Origin of the sequence: Streptomyces xanthochromogenes (assembly GCF_014650455.1) — a bacterium.
Lineage (GTDB): Bacteria > Actinomycetota > Actinomycetes > Streptomycetales > Streptomycetaceae > Streptomyces > Streptomyces xanthochromogenes.
In genome coordinates this window covers 139,541-162,508 of record NZ_BMUZ01000008.1, presented here as the reverse complement: position 1 = coordinate 162,508, position 22,968 = coordinate 139,541, and the positions used below count along the sequence as shown (strand labels likewise).

Here is a 22,968-nt window from a genome sequence, read left to right as displayed (position 1 = left end):
CCCCATCTCAATACCAGGAGCACGCAGTGGCACAGAAGGTTCAGGTCCTCCTCATCGACGACATCAACGGCGGGGAAGCCAACGAGACCGTCACCTTCGGACTCGACGGCAAGAGCTTCGAGATCGATCTCAGCACGAAGAACGGCCAGAAGCTTCGGAACCTGCTCTCCCCCTACGTCACAGCAGGGCGAAAGGTTGGCGGTCGGACGGCGAACAACCGGCCGCGCACTGCGGGCGCCTCGAAGGGGAACGACAGCGCGTCGATCCGTGCCTGGGCGAAAGAGCAGGGCTACAGCATCAACGACCGTGGCCGTGTCTCCGCCGAGATCCGTGAGGCATACGCGAAGGCTCAGGCAGCGTGAGCAATCCGGCCGTTCACCCCGACTTCCAGAGGCTGGCAGCTGTCCGCGAGGAAGTGGACCGGCTCGACAAGAGCGGGACTGATCTCGAACGGGAGATCGCCAAGCACATCAACCCCGAGCTGGTCCTTCGCGCAGCCACTCGACGCGCCCTCGACGTCACCTCCGACGAAGACGCACCACCTCAAAACGCCTTGTCAGCCCTCGCCGGTGCCTGGCTGGAAGCCTTCATGGTTGCGGCGATCTACTACAAGGCCACCACAGGCAACAACATGCCTGACGAATGGCGACACGCATTCATTCACGGTGTCGGCCCGGCCGGTGACAGTCTCATGGCACAAGCCTTCGGGCCCGCCATCAGCCATATGCGCCTCACAGATGCCGAGAAGCTCCTCCGAGACTGGAGCGCTCTGGGCCAGCAAGAAGTACTCGCACAGTGGGCACGCGCCATCGACCTCCCGACGGCACAGCGTGTGGCAACGGACCGAGCCACCTTCATGCTCGACACACGTGCTTCGAAGACGTCGCCGCATGGGCAGTTCCGCAAGCTCTTGGTCAACGCCTACGTTGACGGCTTCCAGCGAGGCATCCTCTTCGAGGAACTCGGCGGCCACCGGTAAAGCTGCACAATCACACACAGGGAGCCTGTCCGACCCACCGGATAGGCTCCCTGCCGTATGCGGAGGCACCTCCACAAGTACCTCCCTCTGTACACCAGGACAAGTAGGTACGACGACCATGACGCTTCAGGCCGATGCCGCCCGAGCTGCCAACACCCGCAAACAGCTCCTCGACTGGTTCACGGGCGAACTCGGCGAGCAAACCATGCGCGTCCTCATGGACGAGCGCCCCCTCACGGAAGAGCAACTCCGCGTCGCCGAAAGCTTCCGTAAGGCGCAGAACCAGCACAACTACGTCCCCGGCGAGGTAAGACGCGAGCAGCAGCAGATCGCCGAGACAGCCCGACGCCTCGCGGACATCACCCGATTCGGTGCCCAGTTCGCCGATCTCTATCTGGCCGAGACCAGCATGTGTGAGCTTGTCGAGCAGGCCGGGCCAACGATGCCGGACCAGCCGCTCCGAGAAGATGACCCCCTCACCTCGTACGGGCTCGTCTTCTTCCAGCAACCTCTGGCCGACATCGGCACTCACGCGCTCCCCATTCACGCGATGCTCTGGTTCCCTCTCCCCAGCGACCGCCCCGAGTCCATCGTCGAAGACGGCATCTGTATCATCCCCTTCACCTCCACGGAGGCCGTCGCCGCCGCTGTGGGCGACCGATACCTCGTCGGCAAGGTACCCAAGCTCTACACCGCAGCCTCCGTTGTCTGGCCCTACGGAAACAAATGGGGCGAGATGATCCAAGGCGCCCCACCCCCACAAGGGGCAACCCCGGAGCACTACCAGCAACTCCTCGCAGCCTTCTGGGCGCTCAGCAAGCAGGAGAACATCGCAAGCCCCGAGCCCGGCCCCAGCATCAAGAAGGGCGACGCCCGACGCTTTAGCAACGCCGGTATCCAGAAGCCCGACCAGCCGGTGCGCATCGTGCGGCTGCATCGACGCCAAGAGACACCTCCACACGCTAGCAATGCCACAGCCGAGACGAACTGGAAGCACCAGTGGTGGGTCAACGGCTACTGGCGCAACACCTACTACCGCAGCATCGACGACCACCGTCAGCAGTTCATCCCCGGCCACTGGAAGGGACCGGAGGACAAACCGGTACTGGGCGGCGAGAAAGTCATTGCGGTTAAGGCTCCTCGCCCGAAGAAAGGCAGCTAGTGCCCACTCTCATAGCGAAGTTCAAGGACTGGCGCGAGCAACGCGAACTCAAGTGCCTTCAGCGCCAGAACCAGGAAATGCTGAAGATCGCCCGGCAGGCAGCCAAGCAAGACGGCCAGCGCATGACCAAGATGCAATGGGACGACTGGGTTTTGGGGTTGGGAGAGAACCTCCTCGAACACTCCCCCGACGCAGGCGCAGATCTGTACAAGTACGAGGTAGCGACAGTCAGAGAAGAGTTGGAAATCGTCAGCTACGTATGGCGAGTTGGCTATCGTGTGAAGTGGACCAGCGAGCCCGCTCACGCAGCAAATCCGAAGAAGCAGCATTTCGGCGTGCAAGTGGCCCAGAACATCAAGGACAGCCTTTAGACCAGACACGCGTGCCGATTTATTCGCGTGGCCAACATGAGGGGCACGGACGTAAAGCACGTCGGGGACGAATGACCGAAGGGGCTGCAACTATGGCGGACAGGAAGATCACCACCGGCTACGTGGTCGAGCCGCGCACGGTGCAGGGCGATGAGGCGTTCGCCGTCATGCGGGAGTACCTGTACCGGGGTCGCGGATCTCAGTTGGTGGCGATCTACAACACGAAGGACGTCGCCGACAGCGTTGCTTCGCTGCTCAATCTGAACAAGGATAAGGAGTTCTGAGATGAAGCTGAGGCGAGGGCTGTAGCCATGGACAGAAACCCCAAGAAAGAACTAACTGACCTATTGGGTCAGGAGGCGGCACACGAGCCCTCTCAGCTCCGGCGCATTGCGGAGCTGATGGAACTCCTGCACTCGGACGAGATCGCTAAGCCGTGGTGGCAGCGTGCAGCGGAGGCTGGTAACCGAGACGCCTCTGATTATCTTGACGTGCTGGAGAGTGAGCGCACCCGCTCCACGGCCGAGGGGGGGCCAGCCGAGGGGCGACGCGACGTGCAACAAGGGAGCATTGACGTGGTCGACAAGCCACAGACCAAAGTGCGACGGATCGAGTGGGAGCAGGACGAGACATACCCCAAAGGAGAACGCTGGATCGGCCGGGTAAACGGAGAGCAAGTCGCTTCCGTCGTGCACCTGTCTGAGACATGGGGCGGTAGCTGCTCATACATGCTCTCGCTGAGAGATGTTGGCAGATTCGCCGCCAACGTTGATGCCGCTAAGCGGGCTGCGCAGTCGGCGTTTACGAAGTTCGTGAGGTCTCTGCTCGTCTGAGCAGGGGAAAACGGTTTCGGAACGTGAGAGAGGGCCGAGATGGGCATGCAGGGGCTGGACAGGCACATCACCGGTAACTGGGGCGAGGACTCTGTGGCACCAGAGTTCATCAAGGCCAGCGAGCTGGGCGACTATGAGATGCACGAGATCGACGGAAGCGTAGTTATCGACGCGGCGCCTGAATCTGCGGAGCAGGCTGTCCCCGTCACAGTGACGGACGTCCGAATCACCTCAGGCATGGTCTACGTGACTACTGAGGAGTTGGCGTGGCCACTCGTGCTCCCTGAGGACGCAGCGGTGTGCTTCGCGGATAAGGAGAACTGACGTGATCTCTATTCAGGACCTGGCAGTCGAGGTCAACAAGCCCACGGACGCGGTACGCGTGCTCCTGGACACCGTTCTCGCAGAGATGGGCGAGGATAAGACGATCCTTGCGTACGGCGGAGGCGCTGCCGACACGGTAATGCTGTCTGAAGAGGCCGCCGGGAAGATCCGTCGTGCCGTGGCAGCTCCAGGGGGGAACTGACAAATGAGTAAGGCACTCATCTACACCCGATCCGCGACTGGCACCGGACTTGAATTCCAAGAAGCAGCCTGTCGGGCCTTCGCCGAACGACAGGGCTACGAGGTCGTTGACGTACGGCAAGGCGCCGGAAGCAGCGACGTGGTTGAGCAAGCCCTCGCCGACGTAGAAAACCGGGTCTCCCATGTCCTGATTTCAGAGAAGTCGGAGACCTACAGCCGCAACAGCACTCGCGTGCTCTCATTGATCAGCCAGGCAACCGACCGAGGAATCCGCGTCTTCACCGCCGACGGCACGGAACTAACCGGAGCGGAGGGGAAGTTGCGTCTCGGCCTGATGGCAGCCCTGGCCGAGTACGAATCCAACCTCGCCGAAGAAGAGCGCAAGGCCACGCAGCTGTCCGGCTACACCCAGATCAGCGTGACCCTCGACCAGGCGGAGATAGCAGCTCTCGAAGAGCGTCTCAAGGGCGACTCCGCTACCCAGGCTATCTGGTTCAAGATCCAGGCCAGCATTGACGACCTCAGGGAAGAGACAGCGACGGCAGTTAAAAGGTGCGCCGATTGCGGCAAGCCTCTTCCCGAGGGCTACAGCAGGAGCGAATGCAGGCACTGCGCAAAGTGCGTGGACTTCGCCTGCATGAGCAATCACGGCGAACGCGCTGAGCAAGCCGCTGGTAACAGGGAAGCCTGACTGAACATCAAGCAGTCCACCAACCAGCCAATGATAACCTTTATGACCTGTACGACTGACACTGCCCTCTACACCGCCACTGAGGCAGACCGCTGGACCACCCCGATCGACCCCCTCAATGGCGAATGGACACCCGATCCGGGCCCGTACTCGGTCGGCGAATCCATCGAGTGTCCCCGCTGCGGTACGTCAACCACCGTCACCAAGAGCGTCGTTAACGAGCGGAGCGCGGGCACCCAGTACGTTGCCCACACCTCGCCCCACGCTGTTCCGTAGTAGTCCACCACAGCCCGCGCAGACACCCCCTCGGTTCCAACTTGGGGTGTCTGCTTATTTTGTTTAGGAGCAAGATTTAATGGGCCTCTCCGGCGACTCTTCCCGAGATAAGCCTCCCAAGATCATCACGGTACGCAATGACCCGAAGCTGATGGCTGACCTGGACCTCCTCCTGAAGGCTCACCCGACGACCACAGGCGCGATGAAGGACGCTGCGGCCTGGCTCGCCCACTGCTACCGCTACGCCTGGCAGCAAGGCGAGTGGCCCGTAGGGAGGGTCGGCCTCATGAAGGTGAGGTACGCACCGATCGAGGCCTCCCTGGAGCGTATGACAGGCGTATGACGCAGGTCAGGAGCCCCTCCCCCTCCTCAGCTTGTTCCGCCGGAACCCTGCGGTCTGCCCTGCACCGGAGCTACGATCTGACCACCTTGTGAAGAGGAGAAGGTCAGGATGCTGCGTGCGGTTCCACCACTGTCAGAGACTCCTGCCGAGGCGCATGCCCGGCGGATGCGCAAGCTGGTTGCTCAGCAGGCAGGCGGTGAGGACTCGCGGACGATCACAGTCACCCCCCGCCAGCGCCAACTTCTCGCGGAAGTTCTCGACGGCGTCCCTGGCCCTGAAGCCGAGAGCTTGCGCCTGCTCCTTGACCTGGACGATCTCGTTTCCGCAGGTCAGGCTAGTGGTAGCCTTGTTAGTCCCGGTGACACACCGGTCGGCACGGGAGTGTGTCCGTACACGACCGCCGCCCGGCCGCGGTAGTCCTCCGCCCACGGGTAGCGCACCGGCAGGCCGAACTCGTCGGTCTCGCCGGTCGTGTCCCCGTACAGGGCGTGCGAGCGGACCCGGCCCGAAGTGCGCCCGTGATACTTCTCGGGCAGACCCGCGTGACACACGACGAGGCTGCCGCCGTCGAGCACATAGTGGCTGACGAGCCCGTCGATGAACTCCCTCACCTGCTCCCTGAAGCCCTCGTCCTCCTTCTCCAGCTGCTCGATGGTCTCCGCAAGGCCGTGCGTGTGCTGGACGTTCCGTCCCTTCAGGTAACGCCCGAGCTTGTTCTCATGGTTCCCCGGGACGCACAGCGCGTTGCCGTCGGCGACCATGCCCATCACACGGCGCAGCACGCCGGGGCTGTCGGGCCCGCGGTCGACGAGGTCTCCCACGAAGACCGCGGTGCGCCCCTCGGGGTGGACGCCGTCGACGTACCCCAGCTTGCCCAGCAGGGACTCCAGTTCGGACCGGCAGCCGTGGATGTCACCGATGATGTCGAAGGGACCCGTGAGGTGCCTGAGGTCGTTGTAGCGCCGCTCGATGACGATCTCGGCGCGCTCCACCTCCTCCACGCTCCGCAGGACGTGCACCTTGCGGAAGCCCTCGCGCTCCAACCCCCGCAGCCCGCGCCGCAGTTCCCGCCGGTGCCGGCCGATCACGTGCCGGGGCATTCCGGCCCGGTCGGGGCGCTGCGCGTTCCGCTCCGCGCAGACGTCCTCCGGCAGGTCCAGGACGATCGCGATCGGCAGCACGTCGTGCTCGCGGGCGAGGCGCACCAGCTGCTTGCGGCTCTCGGGCTGCACGTTCGTGGCGTCGACCACGGTCAGCCGGCCCGCGGCGAGCCGCTTCCCCGCGATGTAGTGCAGCACATCGAAGGCGTCCCGGGAGGCGCCCTGGTCGTTCTCGTCGTCCGCGACGAGACCCCGGCAGAAGTCCGAGGAGATGACCTCGGTCGCCTTGAAGTGCCGCCGCGCGAACGTCGACTTGCCCGATCCGGTGGCCCCGACGAGCACGACGAGCGAGAGATCGGTGACGGGGAGGGCCCGGGGGCGACTCGTGGCGGGCAAGACTTCGGGGGTGTCCGGGGCGTCCGAGATGGCCGGGGCGCCGGAGATGGCAGGGGCGGCGGAGATGGCAGGGGCGGCGGGGGCGTGCGCACTGGTGCCGGTCTTCGCCTCGGTGTCCGTCTCGGTGTCAGTCTCGGTGTCAGTCTCGGAACTCATGCTGCCGTCGCCTCCTTCGGCGTAGTCGGGGCGGTGGGGGTGGTGGGTTCGGTGGGGGTGGGGGATTCGGTGGGTTCGGTGGATTCGGTGGATTCGGTGGTGAAGGTGCGGGTCACCGCGGGGGCGAGGTCGCCTTGGTGGTCCTCGGCGGCCAGGGTGAACACCGCCATCTGGGTGGGCGGGCCCACCTCAGGGTCGTCCGGGCCGACGGGCCCGAACTCCACTGCGTAGTCGTGCCGTTCGGCCACGGCACTCGCCCACGCCGCGAACTCGGCACGGCTCCATTCGAACCGGTGGTCCCCGTGGCGCACGTGCCCGGCGGGCAGCGTCTCCCAGCGGACGTTGTACTCGACGTTCGGCGTCGTCACGATCACGGTGCGCGGCCGGGCCGACCCGAACACCGCGTACTCGAGCGCCGGCAGCCTCGGCAGGTCCAGGTGCTCGATCACCTCGCTGAGCACGGCGGCGTCGTATCCCTTCAGTCGCTTGTCCGTGTACGCCAACGAGCCCTGCATCAGCGTCAGCCGCTCCGCCTGACGCTCCGTCATCCGATCGGTGCGCAGCCGCCGCGCGGCGACGGTCAGCGCCCGCATGGACACGTCGACCCCGACGACCTCGGTGAAGCGCGCGTTCTTGAGGAGTTCCTGCACCAACTGCCCCTGTCCACAGCCGAGATCGAGCACCCGGCTCGCCCCGGCCGCCTCCAGGGTCGCGAGGATCGCGGCACGGCGCTGCGCGGCGAGCGGCACCGGCTTCTCGGCCGTGTCGGTGCTCTCGTCGACGGCGTTGTCGATCTGCTCGACGTCCAGACCGTCCGCCTCCGCGAGTCGCACCAGCTCAAGACGTTCCATCGCCTGACGGGCCAGGCCCCAACGGCGCGACAGATAGCGGCTGGTGATCAGCTTCTGCTCGGGGTGGTCGGCCAGCCAGCCGTCCCCTGCCCGCAGCAGCTTGTCGACCTCGTCCGGCGCGACCCAGTAGTGCTTGGCGTCGTCGAGCACGGGCAGCAGGACGTACAACTGCCGTAGCGCGTCGGCGAGTCGGAGCTCACCCTCCAGAACGAGGCGCACATAGCGCGAGTCGCCCCACTCGGGGAACCGCTCGTCGAGCGCGATCGGTTCGGCGCTCACCGAGCTCCAGCCGAGCGGCCCGAACAGTTTGTGCACCAGCTCCGCGCCGCCCCGCGCGGGCAGCGCCGGTACCTCGACGCGCAGCGGCAGAGGCGCCGCCGCCCGCTCCGGCTGCGCGGCGCACACCCCGCGCAGCGCGCTCTTGAACACGCCGGCCAGCGCGACGGACATCAGCGAGGACGCCGCGTACGGGCGGTCGTTGACGTACTGCGCGAGCGCCGCGTCGGGCGCACCGCCCCGGCCCTTGCCCTGACCCCGTCGCACGAGGGCGACGGGATCCACCTCCAGAAGCAGCGCGGCCGTGCAGCGCTCGACGAACGCCTCGGGGTAGAAGACGTGCGCCGTGCCGTGGGAGGTGGAGAAGCGCTGCGCCTTGTCGGGATGCTTGTGCAGCAGGAAACCGAGGTCGGTAGCAGGGCTTTCAGGGGTGCCGGTGGTGGTTATCGTCAGGAACACCCCGCGAGTATCACGCGGCTACCTCCGCTCCCACCAGCGGTTTTCCCCGAGCACGACACGGGACCGGGCAAGCCCCGGAGGCCGGCGGGTCCGGCAACACCCGGGGCAGTGGGTCGGGCAAGGCCCGGAGGCCAGCGGCCCGGCACCCCCCGGGAGCAGCGGGATCGGTCAAGGACCAGGGGCAGCGGAGCAGGTCGAGGGCGCGGGATCGGGATCGGGATCGGGATCGGGATCGGGATCGGGATCGGGATCGGGATCGGGATCGGACAAGGCTCAGCAGCAGAGCAGACCGAGGGCGCGGGATCGGGCAAGGACGCGGCACAGTACCGACGTTGAGCACGGCTTGGCCGGGCGGGGGTCGGCGTTGAACCCCGCGCAGGGACCCCGCGCAGGGGCAGGACGCGAGCCGCGTTGAGCCCGGGCCGACGGGCGCCGTGGCCGGGGCCCGCCTCGTGCCCCGGCCGACACGGGCGTCGGGCATCGGGCATCGGGCATCGGTCCGGCGGCCGTACCGCCCGACCGCCAGCGCACCCGGGCCGCCCGACCGCCGACGTACGGGGCAGCCCTACGCTGCCCGCCCGCGCACCCGGGCCGCCAGCTGGGCGATCTCCGCGGGCCCCACCCGGCAGCACCCGCCGACGAGCCGCGCCCCCGCCGCCAACCACTCCCCCACACGCCCCACGTCGAACGTCGCCCCACCCGCCCAGCGCCGCCCCTCCGCATCCCATCGCTCACCGCTGTTCGGGTAGACCACCACCGGCTTGCCGGTGACCGAGGCCGCGAGGGGCACCGCCCGGTCGGCGTCGGCGGGGGTGCAGCAGTTCACCCCGACCGCGATCACCTGATCGAGGCCCGCCACCAGGGCGAACGCCGAGGCCAGATCCTGACCTGCCCGGGTCCGCCTGCCCTCGATGCTGTACGAGAGCCACACCGGCACCCCGCACCCCTCGACCACCCGCAACAGCGCCTCCGCCTCGTCGGCGTCCGGCACCGTCTCCAGCGCCAGCACGTCGGGCTCCGCCGCGACCAGCGTCTCGATGCGCGGCCGATGGAACTGCTCCAGCTCACGCACGCTCAGCCCGTACCGCCCCCGGTACTCACTGCCGTCGGCGAGGAAGGCGCCGTAGGGGCCGACGGAGGCGGCTACCCAGAGCTCGGGGGTCGGGGGGTCTCCCCCCTCCCCCCTCCCCCGCCCCACCCCGCCCGACTCCCCCACCCCACCCGAATCCCCGGGCCCGTCCAACTCCCCGACCCCGCGCGCCAGTTCAACACTCCTGGCCAGGAGTCGCGCCGCCTCTCCGTGGCTCAGTCCTCGTCGGGCGAAGCCCTCGAAGGTGGCCTGGTAGCCGGCCGTGGTCAGGACCTGGGCGCCCGCCCTCGCGTAGGCCGCATGCGCGGCCTGGATCTGCCGCGGGTCGTCGGCGAGCAGCCGGGCCGACCACAGCTCGTCACTCAAGTCGCAGCCCTGGGACTCCAGTTGGCTGGAGAGTCCCCCGTCGAGGACGACCGCCCCCTCGGCGAGAGCCGCTGCGAGTGTCCGGGCGGGCCGCACCGTCAGGCCCTGGTCAGCTGCGGCAGCACCTGCGAGGAGATCAGTTCGAGCTGATCCAGGTCGTCGAGGTCGAGCAGCTGGAGGTAGATGCGGGACGAGCCGGTCGCCTCGTACTTGCCGATCTTCTCCACGACCTCGGCGGGTGAACCCGCGAGTCCGTTGGCCTTGAGTTCCTCCACCTCCCGTCCGATGACGGCGGCCCGCCGGGCCACCTCCGCGTCGTTCTTGCCTACGCAGACGACCAGCGCGTTGGAGTACACGAGGTCGTCCGCCCGGCGTCCGGCGGCCTCGGCCGCCGCCCGTACCCGGGTGAACTGCCGCTCGCTGTCCTCGATGGAGGCGAACGGGATGTTGAACTCGTCCGCGTACTGCGCCGCGAGGCGCGGTGTACGGGTCGCCCCGTGTCCGCCGATCAGGACGGGCACCTTGGCCTGCGCCGGCTTGGGCAGCGCGGGAGAGTCGCTGAGCTGGTAGTAGGTTCCGTTGAAGTCGAAGGTGCGGCCCACCTCGGTGGCCCAGAGTCCGGTGACGATGGCCAGCTGCTCCTCCAGTCTGGCGAACTTCTCCTTCGGGAAGGGGATGCCGTACGCCTTGTGCTCCTCCTCGAACCACCCGGCGCCCAGGCCGAGTTCGACCCGGCCGCCCGACATCTGGTCGACCTGGGCGACCTGGATGGCGAGTACGCCCGGCAGCCGGAAGGTGCCGGCCGTCATGAGGGTGCCGAGGCGGATCCGCTTGGTCTCGCGGGCGAGCCCGGCCAGCGTGATCCAGGCGTCGGTCGGGCCCGGGAGGCCGTCGGCGGTTCCCATGCGGAGGTAGTGGTCGGAGCGGAAGAAGGCGTCGAAGCCGAGGTCTTCGGTGGCCTTGGCGACGGTCAGGAGGGTGTCGTAGCCGGCGCCCTGCTGGGGCTCGGTGAAGATGCGAAGATCCATGTCTCCATCCTGCACCGTCGGACCGCCGTCAACCCCGTTCGCGCCACCTGCTCAACGAAAGCCCGGTCGGGTGAATATTCGTTGTTCCGGCCCGTCGCGACCCCTCTGACCAGTGACGTTATCGCCGAACGTTCGTTGGCTCGGGCGGAGCCGGACCGCCCGGCCCGCGTGTCGGCGGCCTTGGCCGGTGCGTCGACCGATTCTCCGCCCCGCCCGCCCCGCGGGAGGGCTTGGGCCGAGGAGGCCGCCATGTCCCAGGAAGCCGTGCCCGAACAGACTGTGCCGCAGCAGTCGGCGCCGCAGTCCGCAGCCGGGCGGGAGGGTGCGCCGAAGGGGCTGTTGCAGCAGATGGAAGAGCTGATGGCGGCATTGAGCGCCGATCTGACGCAGCTCGACGCGGATCTGCAGTCCACCGCCGAGCGCACCCCGTCCGACCAGGGCTCGGACGAGCCGCAGCAGGCACAGGAGGCTCAGTCGGCGCACGGCAGCGAGCAGCGCGGGCAGCGCGGAGGCGAGAGCCGCTAGGAGGCCCGGGCCCGGGGGTGATCCTCGGGCAGCCAGTGGTCCGGCGAGGGTGGCGGCGGCTGAGCGGAGTGCGGGCCCGGGGTCCGGTACTCCTTCGCCACCGTCGCGGGACGACTCGGCGCCATCCGCCGCCCAGACGTGGCCGCCGCGCCCAACGCGCCCGCTGCACCCGAACCACCCGATCCCCCCGACGTGGCCGCCGCGTTCAACGCGCCCGATATGCCGCCGCCTTCCGCGGCGCCTGGTACACGAACCTCCTTCCCGTGCAGGCCAGTTGATGCCCGCATATCCACGGTTCGCCAGCAGTCGGTCGGCTCTCCGGCGCTCGATGCTCCTCCGCACTCCCTGTCCCCCGCACTCGAATCCTCCGGCCCCTTCCCAACCGCCCTCGGGAACCGTCCTCGGGCCCCTTTCCCAAAACGTCCCCCGGCCCCGTTCCCGACCCGTCCGCCCGGCCCGTCCTCCGATCCGTCGCCCGGACCGTCGCGTGACCCATCGACCGACCCGGCAGCCGAGCGGTAGCCAGTCCGGCACCCGAGCCGTTCGTGAAGCCGCCCCGCAGCCGGGCCGGGGCACTGCCCGCGTCATGGCGGACCCGTCGCCGATTTGCGTAGCGCCTCGGCCGATCTGTCCCCGTCCCGTAAGGCCAGCCGGCGCAGCATCCCGCGGACGCGGTCGCTCGATTCGTCGGCGGCGTCGATGGCCTCCATGCACTGCCAGTACAGCCCCTCGTCGTCGGTCGCGCAGGCCACCGACACGAGGGCCATCGCGACATCGCCGAGCAGGGCCCCCAAGGAGGTCAACGCACTTGCCGCGTCCGTCACTTCGGAGAGCTGGGACGCACGGACGCCGCCCTGGCGCAGGCCCGGGTGGTCGAGGACGGCGCAGCCCCGGCTGCCGGCCTCGCTGAGGCCGCGGGCCTCGCCCCGGAGTTCCGGCGGCCCGGTGGTCGCGAGGTGGCCGCCGATGGCCTGGGCGAGGGCTTGTGCCTGCCAGGCCTCGGCCACGATGTCGAGGACGTCCCGGTTCTGGGCCAGGGCGTGTTGGCTGACTTTCAGGAGCCGTACCGCATCCATCCGCTTTCCCCGTTCGTATGGCGGACACGAGCGTCGCGTCCACTACCTAGCGTGAGCTTCAGTGGCCCGGAAAGCCAGAGGAAATCGGAAATCTGTGCACAGCAAGCCGATTGTGAGTATCTCGGTCACTCGAAAGAGTGACTCTCCGTGTTCGTCGGCGAGTTGTTCGGCGGCTTGAGCGGTTCCGGTGCGGGGAAACGGAGTTCGTTGCGGTCGATCTTGGCGGAGAGGGCGGCCAGGGCGTCGATTCCGAGCACGTCGCACAGTTGGAGCAGATAGGCGAGGACGTCTGCCACCTCGTCGCTGACACGGTGGGCCGTGTCCGGGTCGGCCATCACCCGGGCCGACTGCTCGGGGGTCAGCCACTGGAAGATTTCGAGCAGTTCGGAGGCCTCGACACTGAGGGCCGCGGCGAGGTTCTTCGGGGTGTGGTACGGCTGCCAGTCGCGGGCGGCGGCGAAGGCCGCGAGTCTGCGCTGCAGGGCCGGTACGTCGAGTTCCTGGTTCACGGCCCCAGGTCTACCACCGTCGTTCCGTCGGTCTTCGGGGCGCTCACGCCGTCGCCTACGGCCGCGAGCAGCCGGATGTGGCCGCGGGCGCACATCTCGGCGGCCAGCGCGATGAGTTCGCGGCTCTGGCGCGGGTCGAGCGCGCGGTCCAGGCCGTCGGCGAGGATCGTCAGGGTCTGCATGGCGGGCGGCACCTCGGCGACGGTGTCGACAGCCAGGACTCCGGGCCCGGTGAGCAGGACGAGCGCGAGGGCGAGGTAGCGCAGTTCGCCCTCGCCCAGCCGGTCCACGGGGGTGCCGTGCCGGGCCGCACCGCGTGCGAGAACGGCTCGTACCGTGCCGTCGGCGAGTTCCTCGGTGGTGAGGCCCGTGACGGGGCCGACGCAGCCGGCCCTGGCCGCGGCGACGAGGCGGCCGTGGCGGATGCCGCATTCGGTGCGGGTGCGCCGCAGGATTTCGGCGAGGTTGTCACAGCCGCGCCGCAGCCGGCCGTCACCGGCGGCCTGGGCGGGGACGACGGGCGCCCGCATCCGCTGGGGCTGGGGGTCGCAGGGGAAGACCGAGCGCAGGGCCACGACGACTTGTTCGGCGGCGGCCAGAACGCGCAACTGTCCTTCGGTCTTGCCCGCGACGCGCAGCGGCAGGAGCGCGGTGCCGAGCCGGTCGTCGGGCAGCGGTGCGCGCGTGACGGGGACCGCGCCCGCGGTGTGCCAGGCCGCCTGGACGGTGGAGCGGCTCGGATCGCGCAGTGCGGTGCTGAGCAGGGTCTGCCCTTCGCTCGTCAAACGTTCGCCGACGACGCGGAGTTCCGGTTCGGCCTGAACGGCGAGATCGAGGCGGACGGGCCCGGCCGGCCCGTCGACGGTGCAGCCGATCCGGAAGCCGCGGCGGCCCTGCTCGTCGGCCTCGGCGCGTTCGGGCACGCAGCCCGCGGGGTCGCGGAACACCTGGCCGAGCGCAGCGCCGGAGCCGAGCCTGGCAAGGGCCTCGAACGCTTCCAGGACACTGGACTTGCCGCTGCCGCTGGGCCCGGTGACCAGAGTGAGGGGGCCGAGCGGGATGGCCGCGCCGCGGTGGGTCCGGAAGGCGGAGAGTCGTAATTCGGTGACGGTGGGTCGATCGGGTCGGCCGGTTCGGTCACTGTTGGTGGTCGCGGTGGTCATGACCGGGACCGTACGCAGCCCGAAAACTGACGAACCGTTCCGCCTCGTTGACCTTCCTACGAATGAGGGACGGCACAGCGCTGCGGGACGGTCCTGGGCGGGGCGGTGGAGCGAACGGGACGGGCCCGGGGGTGGAGCGGGCGGGGTGGTCGAGCGGGCGAGAGCAGGATGTCGGGTGGCGCGGCCGCCGGGGCCGTCACGGCCACCGGGACCGCCGGGAATGCGGGACGCCGCCGGTACCCGTGCCCTCACGAACGCGGGCGCGGCTGCGGTGTCAGGGGTGCGGGACGGCCGCCGCGGCGATGCCTTCCACTTCGGTGCCGGCCGGCGCGAGCAGGAAGACATTGCGGTCGACGCGGTGCATTCCACTGCCGAGGCCGAAGACGACACCGGTGCTGAAGTCGAGGATGCGCTTGGCGACTTCGGGGTCGGCGCCGGTCAGGTCGAGCAGGACCGGGATCTGGGCGATGAGGTATTCGGCCACTTCACGGGCATCCGCGAAGATCTGTACGCGCAGGACGACGAAGCGCCGCTGTTCGACGGTCGCGTAGTCGCCGGGGATCGTGGTGTGATCCGCTCTGGACGGCCATTCGTTGCGGCCGCGCAGCGGCACGACCTGGGCGAGCCCCTCCCACTGTTCGTCGGTGACGTCGTACCTGCTCACCGGACCACCTCGCCCACGTGCTGTATCTGCATCCGGCCATGATGACGCCGGTCACCCGTTCAGCCCAACTTCGACACGGCTCGCGGGGTGTCGGCTATGACTCATTCCCGGACGGAGCCGGGCGCAGGACGGGTCCCGGGCCAAGGACGCATCCCGGGCTCAGGACGGGTCCCGGGCTCAGGGAGGCCCTGAACTCGGCACGAGTCCTGGATTCAGGCCGGGTTCTGTTCTGGACTCAGGACGAGACCTGGACTCAGGCCGGGTTCTGGGTGCAGGCCGGGCACAGGCCGCGGTAGGTGACCTCGGCCCCGGCCAGCGTGAAGCCGAAGCGCTCCCCGGCCGGGAGGTCGTCCAACGGGTCGCCGACGGGGTGGACGTCGCGGATGATGCCGCACTGGGAACAGACCAGATGCTGGTGGGGCTGGTGGGCGTTGGGGTCGTAGCGCTTGGCCCGGCCGTCGGTGGAGACCTCAAGGACCTCGCCGAGCGAGACCAGTTCGCCGAGCGTGTTGTAGACGGTCGCCCGGGAGATCTCGGGGAGCCGCTGCGCCGCACGGCCGTGCACCTCGTCGGCGGTCAGGTGCACGTGATCGCCGGACAGTACCTCCGCGACGACGCGCCGCTGGGAAGTCATCCGCCAGCCGCGCCCTCGCAGCCGTTCGAGCAGGTCACTCATACCGGTTCACCTGTCCACGGTTCAGGGGTCGATGGGTCAGTCAACAGTGGGACGAGTCGACGTTCAGGAGTCGACGGTTCAGGAGCCGACGGTTCAGGAGCCGACGGTTCAGGAGCCGACGGTTCAGGAGTCGACGGTTCAGGGGTCGATGGTTCCGGCGGTGACGGTTCGGGTGCCAGTGCGACAGGCGTCGACGCGACAGGCGAAGTGTGCCAGGGCGCTCCCGCCTTCCGTAGGGCCCGTCAGAACCCGCCAAGACCCGCAAAGATCCATCGGCTCCAGCGGGTTCCCCCGGTTCCCCACGAGATTCCCGTCGGCCCGTGCGGGATTCCCAGGACCCGAGGGGACCGTCGGCCGTGCGGGATCCCGAGACCCGAAGGGATACGGATTTGGTGTACTTCTTGACTTGGACAAGGTCCATCGTAGGATCGATGACGCCGCTAGCCTAGGGATCGGAAGACTCCGGTCCCACCCGCAACAGGACCCAACCCACCCGGGAGACACAGACGTCATGGGGGATCGCCGCCGCGAAGGTGCCGGGCTCCGCCCCGTGCGCCGCCCCGCCCATGACCACCCGGGTCAACAGCCGCCCCGCCGCCACCTCGCCGCCTTCCGGGGCGTGTGATCGCGTGGGCCGTATTGTCCTGCCAAGTCGTGTGCGCGGCACGCTACTTGACCAGCCCGGCCCCGTGACCGTAACGAGGCCGCGGACGTTCGGCGAGGCCCGCGTCACGGCCGTTTCACCGCCCGCAGTTCCTCAGCACCGTGATCCACCGAGTCAAGAAGGATTGCCATGTCCGAGAACCCCGATGCAATCGTCACCGACCCCAAACTGGAAGGCACGGGCGGCTGCCCGGTCGCGCACGAGCGCGCCCCGCACCCGACCCAGGGCGGCGGAAACCGCCAGTGGTGGCCGGAGCGGCTGAACCTGAAGATCCTCGCCAAGAACCCGGCCGTGGCGAACCCGCTCGGCGAGGAGTTCGACTACGCCGAGGCGTTCAAGGCCCTCGACCTCCCGGCGGTCAAGCGGGACATCGCCGAGGTGCTCACCACCTCGCAGGACTGGTGGCCGGCCGACTTCGGCAACTACGGCCCGCTGATGATCCGCATGGCGTGGCACAGTGCGGGCACGTACCGCATCAGTGACGGCCGGGGCGGCGCCGGGGCCGGGCAGCAGCGGTTCGCGCCGCTCAACAGCTGGCCGGACAACGTGAGCCTCGACAAGGCCCGCCGGCTGCTGTGGCCGGTCAAGAAGAAGTACGGCCAGAGCATCTCGTGGGCCGACCTCCTGATCCTCACCGGCAACGTCGCCCTGGAGACGATGGGCTTCAAGACGTTCGGCTTCGCCGGCGGCCGCGCGGACGTGTGGGAGCCCGACGAGGACGTGTACTGGGGCCCCGAGACCAACTGGCTCGACGACCAGCGCTACACCGGCGACCGCGAGCTGGAGAACCCGCTCGGCGCCGTCCAGATGGGCCTCATCTACGTCAACCCCGAGGGCCCCAACGGCACCCCGGACCCGCTCGCCGCCGCGCGCGACATCCGCGAGACGTTCCGCCGCATGGCGATGAACGACGAGGAGACCGTCGCCCTGATCGCCGGCGGGCACACCTTCGGCAAGACCCACGGTGCGGGCCCCTCCGAGGCCGTCGGCGACGACCCCGAGGCCGCCGGGCTCGAACAGCAGGGCCTCGGCTGGAAGAGCACCCACGGCACCGGTGTGGGCGCCGATGCGATCACCAGTGGCCTGGAAGGCATCTGGACGAACACGCCGACCGCCTGGGACAACAGCTTCTTCGAGATCCTCTTCGGCTACGAGTGGGAGCTGTTCAAGAGCCCCGCGGGCGCGCACCAGTGGCGGCCGAAGGACGGCGCGGGCTCGGACACCGTGCCGGACGCGTTCGACGCGGCGAAGAAGCACGCCCCGACGATGCTGACGACCGACCTCTCGCTGCGCGTCGACCCGGCGTACGAGCAGATCTCGCGGCGCTTCCTGGAGAACCCCGAGGCGTTCGCGGACGCGTTCGCCCGCGCCTGGTACAAGCTGACCCACCGCGACATGGGCCCCTTCGTGCGCTACCTCGGCCCGGAGGTCCCGGCCGAGGAACTGCTGTGGCAGGACCCGCTGCCGGCCCGGACGTACGACCTGGTCGACGCGCAGGACATCGCCTCCCTCAAGGAGCGGATCCTCGCCTCGGGCCTGACCGTGTCCCAGCTGGTGTCGACGGCGTGGGCGTCGGCGTCCTCGTTCCGCGGCAGCGACAAGCGCGGCGGCGCCAACGGCGCGCGCATCCGGCTGCAGCCGCAGAGCGGCTGGGAGGTCAACGAGCCCGACGAGCTCGCGACGGTCCTGCGCACCCTGGAGGGCGTGCAGTCGGCGTTCAACTCGGCCCAGTCCGGCGGCAAGCAGGTCTCGCTCGCCGACCTGATCGTGCTGGCCGGTTCGGTGGGCGTGGAGAAGGCCGCCAAGGACGGCGGGGTCAGCGTCGAGGTGCCCTTCACGCCGGGCCGCGTCGACGCCTCGCAGGAGCAGACGGACGTGGAGTCCTTCGCCGCCCTGGAGCCGACGGCCGACGGGTTCCGCAACTACCTGGGCAAGGGCAACCGGCTTCCGGCCGAGTTCCTCCTGCTCGACAAGGCGAACCTGCTGACCCTGAGCGCCCCGGAGCTCACCGTCCTCGTCGGCGGTCTGCGCGTGCTCGGCGCCAACCACCAGCAGTCCGCGCACGGCGTGTTCACGGACCGGCCGGGAACGCTGACCAACGACTTCTTCGTCAACCTGCTCGACCTGGGCACGACGTGGAAGTCGACGTCCGCCGACCAGAACACCTTCGAGGCCCGCGAGACCGGTTCGTCCGACGTCAAGTGGACCGGCACCCGTTCCGACCTGGTCTTCGGCTCCAACTCGGAGCTGCGCGCGGTCGCCGAGGTGTACGCGAGCGACGACGCGAAGGAGAAGTTCGTACGCGACTTCGTGGCGGCGTGGACGAAGGTCATGAACCTGGACCGGTTCGACCTCGTCTGATCCACCCACTGGGGCCAGCCGGTACGGCCGGCCCCAGTGAACCGGACGCCCTCGATGGCCCCTGACGTTCCGTCAGGGGCCATCGTCAACTCACGTTCGCCGGAGAGGACTTCGCCGTTCGCCGCATCACACGGTGACCTACTCTCCGCCCAGGGTGTTCGTCTTGTCCTTCACCAGCGAGACGTCCTGCAGGAACAGCTGGAACAGCAGCTGGCTCGGCCCCACTTCACGGCCGTTCTTGCCGTTGGCGCCCTGCGCGATGCCGATGCTGTAGGGCTCGTTGTCCTCCGCCTTCACCCCGATGTAGCCGGGCAGCGTGCCTTCGTTGGCGTTCGCCTTCTTGTGGCCGCCGCCCTCGCCCTTGCGGATCAGCTCGGTCTTGTAGCCGGGCCCGAGAGCCATGTGGTCCGAGTTGAACAGCAGTTGGTGAGCCCCGGGCTTCAGCGTGAAGCGCAGCTGGACCTGGTAGTTCTCCGTCATCATGGCGTAGTAGGCGTCCGCCTGACCGCTGTCGCCGAGGTGGGAGCCGACGGTCATGCCCTTGAGCCCCTGCGTGCGGAAGTCCTTGGCCGAGCCCTCGCCGCCCCGGATGTACTCCTCGACGGCGGTACGGGCTTCGGCGGTACCCCAGTAGCCCAGGATGCTCTGCGCCTCGCCGAGGCTCATCGACCGGTACAGCTCCAGTCGCCCGGACGTCTCCGGCAGGCCCTGGAGCTGCTGCAGCAGGGCCGGGCCGACCGTCTTGATGATCTCGTCGATCGTGCGCGGCTTGTCGGCCTTGTAGCCCTTCTTCGCCTTCTTGGCCGACGCCATGAGATCCGTCTTGGTCTTGGTCATCTCCTTCGTGGCCTTGCCGTCGCCACCCATGACCCCGGCCTGGCGTTCCCAGTGTTCGGTCGTCATGACGTTCTGGGGGTTCCCGGGGTTGTCCTGGTCGAAGACGCGCTGCACGGCGGGGAGGGAGGCCGCCGCGGGGCCGGGCGCGACCTCGCGCTGGACGTCGGTGGCGGCTTCGCGCTGTACGTCCGTGTCGACCTGCGGGGCGGACGACATGACCCGGTGGGCGTTCGCCTCGGCCTCGCGCTCGAAGCGGTCGGACGGGTCGGAGACCTTGAGGCCGTCACCGTTGTCGGTGCCGGCGACGGGGCCCTTGCGCTGCTGGATGACGTGCGTCAGCTCATGCGCCAGGGTGTGGCTGTCGCCGCCGCCCGCGCCGATGACGACGTGGTTGCCGCTGGTGTAGGCGCGGGCGCCGACCTCGGCGGCGGATGCCTTGGCGGCACTGTCGTCGTGGATGCGGACGTCGGAGAAGTCGGCGCCCAGGCGCGCTTCCATGTCCGTACGGGTGCTGTCGTCGAGCGGACTGCCCGACCCGCGCAGCACGTCGTGCACGGCGGAGCGCTGCACCGACTCGGCCTGCTGGTGGCCGCATCCGGCACCGTGCCGGTGCTCCTCCTGGGCCCAGGCGTGGTCGGCCTGACGGAGCATCTGCACGACGGCGGCATTGCCCACGCTGCCCTGCAGTCCCAGCACACCCCGCTGCTGCGCGGACGGCCCCGCCGCACGCCCCACCTCCGCGGTACGGACAGCGGCGCCCTTGCTCCGGGCGGCCTTCTCCTGATCGTGCACGGGCTCTCTCTTCCGACTTGCTGGCCTGACATCGTCAACTTCCCTGAATATGCGGGGCGGGAGTGCGATGCAAGGGGTAGGAGGGCAGGGGTGGGTGATCGAAAGGGTCGGGTGGGGTGGCCTGGTGGGCAGGGGGAAGCGCCGGCCGGGGGGGGTGAGCAACGGGGGTGCGGGAGGCGGGGATTCAACAAGGGCAGGCCTCACCGAGGCGCTGTACACCTACTTGGGCATCTTCGTAGGGCCCAAGATCGACATCATGTAGGAAAGGGGTCCGGCTCTCCTGGAACAGGTCGACTCGCTGCTCGCACGGCCGGCTCCCTCCCGGCCGATCCACATCGCGATGTCATCGCGGAACCCGTGACCGACTTGCGTTCGGACCCGTACGAGCTGTGAAGCAGCGGTCGAGGTGAATCGCCCCCTCTCGGCCTCGACTCCGTCCCTGAGGGTGCGGAACCGCAGGTCCTACCACGATGGTGAATGCTGGACGGACGGGGTGCGGGGGTACATCGGGCGCCCAGAGTTGGCCGGTGGAGTGTCCACAGGGTTGCGGCGGCTTGCCGGTGTGTCCCCTGCGACCCGGACCTGACGAAACCGTCGGCGGACCAGGCAGGGCGCGGCCGGGGTGACGGCAGTGGCTGCTCCCCAAGGGGTCGACGGCCGGCCACCAGGGCCCGGGCGAGGCGAAGTCGGGTGCGGGCAGTGATGACCGGGCGGGATCATCGGTCAGCCTGCTCAGGGGTGGGGAGCCGGGGGGACCGACGATCTGAACGCTCACAGCGCGGTGACGGGAGCCCTGACCGGCGGAGCAACACATCTGACACTCCATCAGAACGAGCATCGAAAGCGCGTCACGACGCCTCCGAGGGCATCACTTCAGCGTGATACGTCATCGGAGGAGTGTCGGCTTGAATGGCGTCTGGAAAACTGCAAGTCAGAGCTCTCTTCCGCCTCATCTCCCCTCCCTCGGGCGCCCGGAGCGTCACGGCTCGGTGTCCCTACTCGGGGCCGAAGGACTGCGGCATCCTCTCGGCCGCCGCATAGCCAAATATCGCCTGGCCAAAGACGGCTCGAAGGCCGACCGTACAGACTTCACCTGGGACGACACTCGCCTGGCGGAACAGATCGATACCAAAGGAAGGGCCACCACTTGGGACTACGTCCCTGGCACCCATCGCCCCCTGACTCAGTCAGACCATCGCCCCCGCGTGCCCGGCAGGTCCTACCTATCCCAGCTGGCTGAAGACCAGGACTCCGGCCCCGGCCTCCGCTTCCACGCCATCATCACCGACTCCATCGGTACGCCGACAGAACTTGTGACTGCTGACGGTCACGTCGCCTGGCAGCATCGGACCAGTCTGTGGGGGATTCACCACCCAGCGCCCTCTGACACCGAGGCGTCCGCGTACTGCTCGCTGCGCTTCCCCGGCCAGTACGCGGATACCGAGAGCGGGCTCAATTACAACTACTTCCGCTACTACTCCCCAGAGACAGCGAACTATCTATCACCAGACCCCCTGGGTCTTGCTGGCGGCCCTCAGCCCGCGGCGTATGTGAATCATCCACTTAGCGGATTCGATCCGCTTGGGCTCTACGACTGCACGAAGGTGACCAAGGTCATCGACAAGGCAATCGACCGGGCAGCGGAAGGAAAACGCCGAACGGCAACCGGGTACCACGGCCATCTCACTCCCGAACGAGAAGTCGAAATACTCTCCAATCCTGACGGGGTTTACATCTCAAATGGAGGGGCAGAACGCCTGATCTTCCATACGGGGGAGGATATCGTCGTCATGGAGAGCAAGGGTGGCAAGGCTGGAAACGTGATCACCAGCTATGGTCCTTCTGGCCCCAAGAATGATAGTGGCGCAGCAGCCTGGGGTGGCTCACCAACCGACCCCGGTCCTGCCGTAACGAGAGATATGATCGTCGACGGCAAGATCCCGACACCCAAGGGCGGAACTCTTCCACCCGCAACGCCCTTGAGATGAGGAACCCTCATGCACGATGCCATCACTCGCGATTCTCGGCTAGCCCTGACTGATTCCCTCTCAGTCACCGTTGCAGGGAGTCCACTAGCTCATTCCCCTGGGTACTCGCTGCCCGGCGGGTTTGTTTCAGTTTCCCCTCATACCGACCAGCAGACGCATGAATCCCTGCTCGCCGAGACATTCGGCAGCGTAGACTGGCTGTGGTCCGGCGACGACGAGATCCGGTTCGGTAAGGACGACGCCATGCTACGCGGGTTCACGCTGGCTGTCCCCGAGTGCAGGGCCCCGGACGCCCGGGATTTCACCCCTTGGCTTTCCGCCCCACTTGCATATGGCGCGTTTCATTCTCTTTCACTCGAGAATTTCGACGTGAGACCAACAGAAATTAGGTGGGTAGATGAGAGTGCTCAACATTTGATCTGCACGTTCAGAGACGCAGAACCCGGGCCACACGGGCTTATACGCGTGCGAGCAGCCCAAGGTTTCGACTTCGTTTTTGCCAGCAATGTATACATCGGCTGGATCCTCACCGCGCCCGCTGAATTCTTGGTACGCGAATGGGAAATCCCTCCCCCTGACAGGGCACCGGCAGGTCTGGCCGAGGCGCTGTACACCTACTTGGACACATTCGTAGAACCCAATATTGAACGCATGCAGGACAAGGACCCGACCCTCTTGGGACAGGTTGACTCGCTTCTCACGCAGCTGACTCTGCTCCCGGACGATCCACGTCGCGATGTCATCGAGGAACATGTAGCCGACTTTCGTTCAGACTGGTATGAGCTGTGAAGAGGCGATCGAGGTGAGTCGA

The 22,968-nt window shown here is 67.9% G+C and carries 23 protein-coding genes and 1 pseudogene; 14 read left to right on the top strand and 10 right to left on the bottom strand.

Going from position 1 to position 22,968, the window contains the following annotated elements:
• The first annotated feature begins 26 nt into the window (after positions 1-26).
• From IE267_RS21620 to IE267_RS21575, 10 genes are all read left to right on the top strand, one after another.
• Entirely contained in the window at positions 27-362 is a 336-nt protein-coding gene (locus tag IE267_RS21620) for a histone-like nucleoid-structuring protein Lsr2 (RefSeq protein WP_189764298.1), read from the top strand.
• On the top strand, positions 359-979 hold the full coding sequence (locus IE267_RS21615) for a hypothetical protein (RefSeq protein ID WP_189764297.1): 621 nt from the start codon (positions 359-361) through the stop codon (positions 977-979). The genes IE267_RS21620 and IE267_RS21615 overlap by 4 nt, the downstream gene beginning before the upstream one ends.
• Before the next feature lie 118 nt (positions 980-1,097).
• Positions 1,098-2,141, top strand: a complete 1,044-nt coding sequence (locus IE267_RS21610) for a hypothetical protein (protein ID WP_189764296.1) — start codon at positions 1,098-1,100, stop codon at positions 2,139-2,141.
• On the top strand, positions 2,141-2,512 hold the full coding sequence (locus tag IE267_RS21605; RefSeq protein ID WP_189764295.1) for a hypothetical protein: 372 nt from the start codon (positions 2,141-2,143) through the stop codon (positions 2,510-2,512). The genes IE267_RS21610 and IE267_RS21605 overlap by 1 nt, the downstream gene beginning before the upstream one ends.
• Positions 2,513-2,604: 92 nt before the next feature.
• Positions 2,605-2,796, top strand: a complete 192-nt coding sequence (locus tag IE267_RS21600) for a hypothetical protein (protein WP_189764294.1) — start codon at positions 2,605-2,607, stop codon at positions 2,794-2,796.
• A 27-nt stretch (positions 2,797-2,823) separates the two neighbouring features.
• Entirely contained in the window at positions 2,824-3,345 is a 522-nt protein-coding gene (locus IE267_RS21595; RefSeq protein WP_189764293.1) for a hypothetical protein, read from the top strand.
• 39 nt (positions 3,346-3,384) lie between these two features.
• Positions 3,385-3,669: a hypothetical protein gene (locus IE267_RS21590; RefSeq protein ID WP_189764292.1), complete on the top strand. Its 285-nt coding sequence runs from the start codon at positions 3,385-3,387 to the stop codon at positions 3,667-3,669.
• Position 3,670: 1 nt separating this feature from the next.
• The gene (locus IE267_RS21585) at positions 3,671-3,871 is read left to right on the top strand and encodes a hypothetical protein (RefSeq protein WP_189764291.1); all 201 of its coding nucleotides are present in this window, start codon (positions 3,671-3,673) and stop codon (positions 3,869-3,871) included.
• A 3-nt stretch (positions 3,872-3,874) separates the two neighbouring features.
• Positions 3,875-4,561: a recombinase family protein gene (locus tag IE267_RS21580; protein WP_189764290.1), complete on the top strand. Its 687-nt coding sequence runs from the start codon at positions 3,875-3,877 to the stop codon at positions 4,559-4,561.
• 355 nt (positions 4,562-4,916) lie between these two features.
• Positions 4,917-5,180 carry a hypothetical protein gene (locus IE267_RS21575; protein WP_189764289.1) on the top strand — a complete coding sequence of 88 codons (264 nt, stop codon included), beginning with the start codon at positions 4,917-4,919 and terminating at the stop codon, positions 5,178-5,180.
• Positions 5,181-5,551: 371 nt separating this feature from the next.
• On the opposite strand, the pseudogene IE267_RS21570 reads toward IE267_RS21575, so the two are convergent.
• From IE267_RS21570 to IE267_RS21555, 4 genes and pseudogenes are all read right to left on the bottom strand, one after another.
• A pseudogene (locus tag IE267_RS21570) lies at positions 5,552-6,676 on the bottom strand (AAA family ATPase); the annotation flags it as partial.
• Positions 6,677-6,828: 152 nt separating this feature from the next.
• A complete protein-coding gene (locus tag IE267_RS21565; RefSeq protein WP_189764288.1) occupies positions 6,829-8,418 on the bottom strand; it encodes a 3' terminal RNA ribose 2'-O-methyltransferase Hen1 in 1,590 nt (529 codons plus the stop codon).
• Positions 8,419-8,983: 565 nt separating this feature from the next.
• Positions 8,984-9,970, bottom strand: coding sequence for a homocysteine S-methyltransferase (gene mmuM, locus IE267_RS21560; protein ID WP_189764287.1), 987 nt, complete (start codon positions 9,968-9,970; stop codon positions 8,984-8,986).
• Between the two features lie 2 nt (positions 9,971-9,972).
• Positions 9,973-10,902 (bottom strand): LLM class F420-dependent oxidoreductase, encoded by a 930-nt coding sequence (locus tag IE267_RS21555; protein ID WP_167152770.1) that lies wholly within the window; start codon positions 10,900-10,902, stop codon positions 9,973-9,975.
• Positions 10,903-11,151: 249 nt separating this feature from the next.
• On the opposite strand from IE267_RS21555, the gene IE267_RS21550 reads away from it, so the two are divergent.
• On the top strand, positions 11,152-11,427 hold the full coding sequence (locus tag IE267_RS21550) for a hypothetical protein (RefSeq protein ID WP_167150888.1): 276 nt from the start codon (positions 11,152-11,154) through the stop codon (positions 11,425-11,427).
• Between the two features lie 584 nt (positions 11,428-12,011).
• On the opposite strand, the gene IE267_RS21545 is transcribed toward IE267_RS21550, so the two are convergent.
• The 5 genes from IE267_RS21545 to IE267_RS21525 form a co-directional block, all read right to left on the bottom strand.
• Entirely contained in the window at positions 12,012-12,503 is a 492-nt protein-coding gene (locus tag IE267_RS21545; RefSeq protein ID WP_167152771.1) for a DUF6099 family protein, read from the bottom strand.
• A gap of 125 nt (positions 12,504-12,628) precedes the next feature.
• A complete protein-coding gene (locus tag IE267_RS21540; protein ID WP_189764286.1) occupies positions 12,629-13,012 on the bottom strand; it encodes a nucleotide pyrophosphohydrolase in 384 nt (127 codons plus the stop codon).
• Positions 13,009-14,175, bottom strand: coding sequence for an AAA family ATPase (locus tag IE267_RS21535; RefSeq protein WP_229861358.1), 1,167 nt, complete (start codon positions 14,173-14,175; stop codon positions 13,009-13,011). Before IE267_RS21535 ends, IE267_RS21540 begins: the two co-directional genes overlap by 4 nt.
• Positions 14,176-14,449: 274 nt before the next feature.
• Positions 14,450-14,839, bottom strand: coding sequence for a cell division protein SepF (locus IE267_RS21530; protein ID WP_161251283.1), 390 nt, complete (start codon positions 14,837-14,839; stop codon positions 14,450-14,452).
• A gap of 253 nt (positions 14,840-15,092) precedes the next feature.
• Positions 15,093-15,515: a Fur family transcriptional regulator gene (locus IE267_RS21525; RefSeq protein ID WP_167152774.1), complete on the bottom strand. Its 423-nt coding sequence runs from the start codon at positions 15,513-15,515 to the stop codon at positions 15,093-15,095.
• A 793-nt stretch (positions 15,516-16,308) separates the two neighbouring features.
• Between IE267_RS21525 and katG the strand changes: the two genes are divergently transcribed.
• Positions 16,309-18,540: a catalase/peroxidase HPI gene (gene katG / locus IE267_RS21520; RefSeq protein ID WP_167152775.1), complete on the top strand. Its 2,232-nt coding sequence runs from the start codon at positions 16,309-16,311 to the stop codon at positions 18,538-18,540.
• Positions 18,541-18,678: 138 nt separating this feature from the next.
• On the opposite strand, the gene IE267_RS21515 is transcribed toward katG, so the two are convergent.
• Positions 18,679-20,169, bottom strand: a complete 1,491-nt coding sequence (locus IE267_RS21515) for an eCIS core domain-containing protein (RefSeq protein WP_373304578.1) — start codon at positions 20,167-20,169, stop codon at positions 18,679-18,681.
• A gap of 905 nt (positions 20,170-21,074) precedes the next feature.
• Here IE267_RS21515 and IE267_RS21510 point away from each other — a divergent pair.
• Together IE267_RS21510 and IE267_RS21505 are read left to right on the top strand one after the other, a co-directional pair.
• On the top strand, positions 21,075-22,157 hold the full coding sequence (locus IE267_RS21510; RefSeq protein ID WP_229861357.1) for an RHS repeat-associated core domain-containing protein: 1,083 nt from the start codon (positions 21,075-21,077) through the stop codon (positions 22,155-22,157).
• 9 nt (positions 22,158-22,166) lie between these two features.
• A complete protein-coding gene (locus IE267_RS21505) occupies positions 22,167-22,946 on the top strand; it encodes a hypothetical protein (RefSeq protein ID WP_189764284.1) in 780 nt (259 codons plus the stop codon).
• Positions 22,947-22,968: the final 22 nt, after the last annotated feature.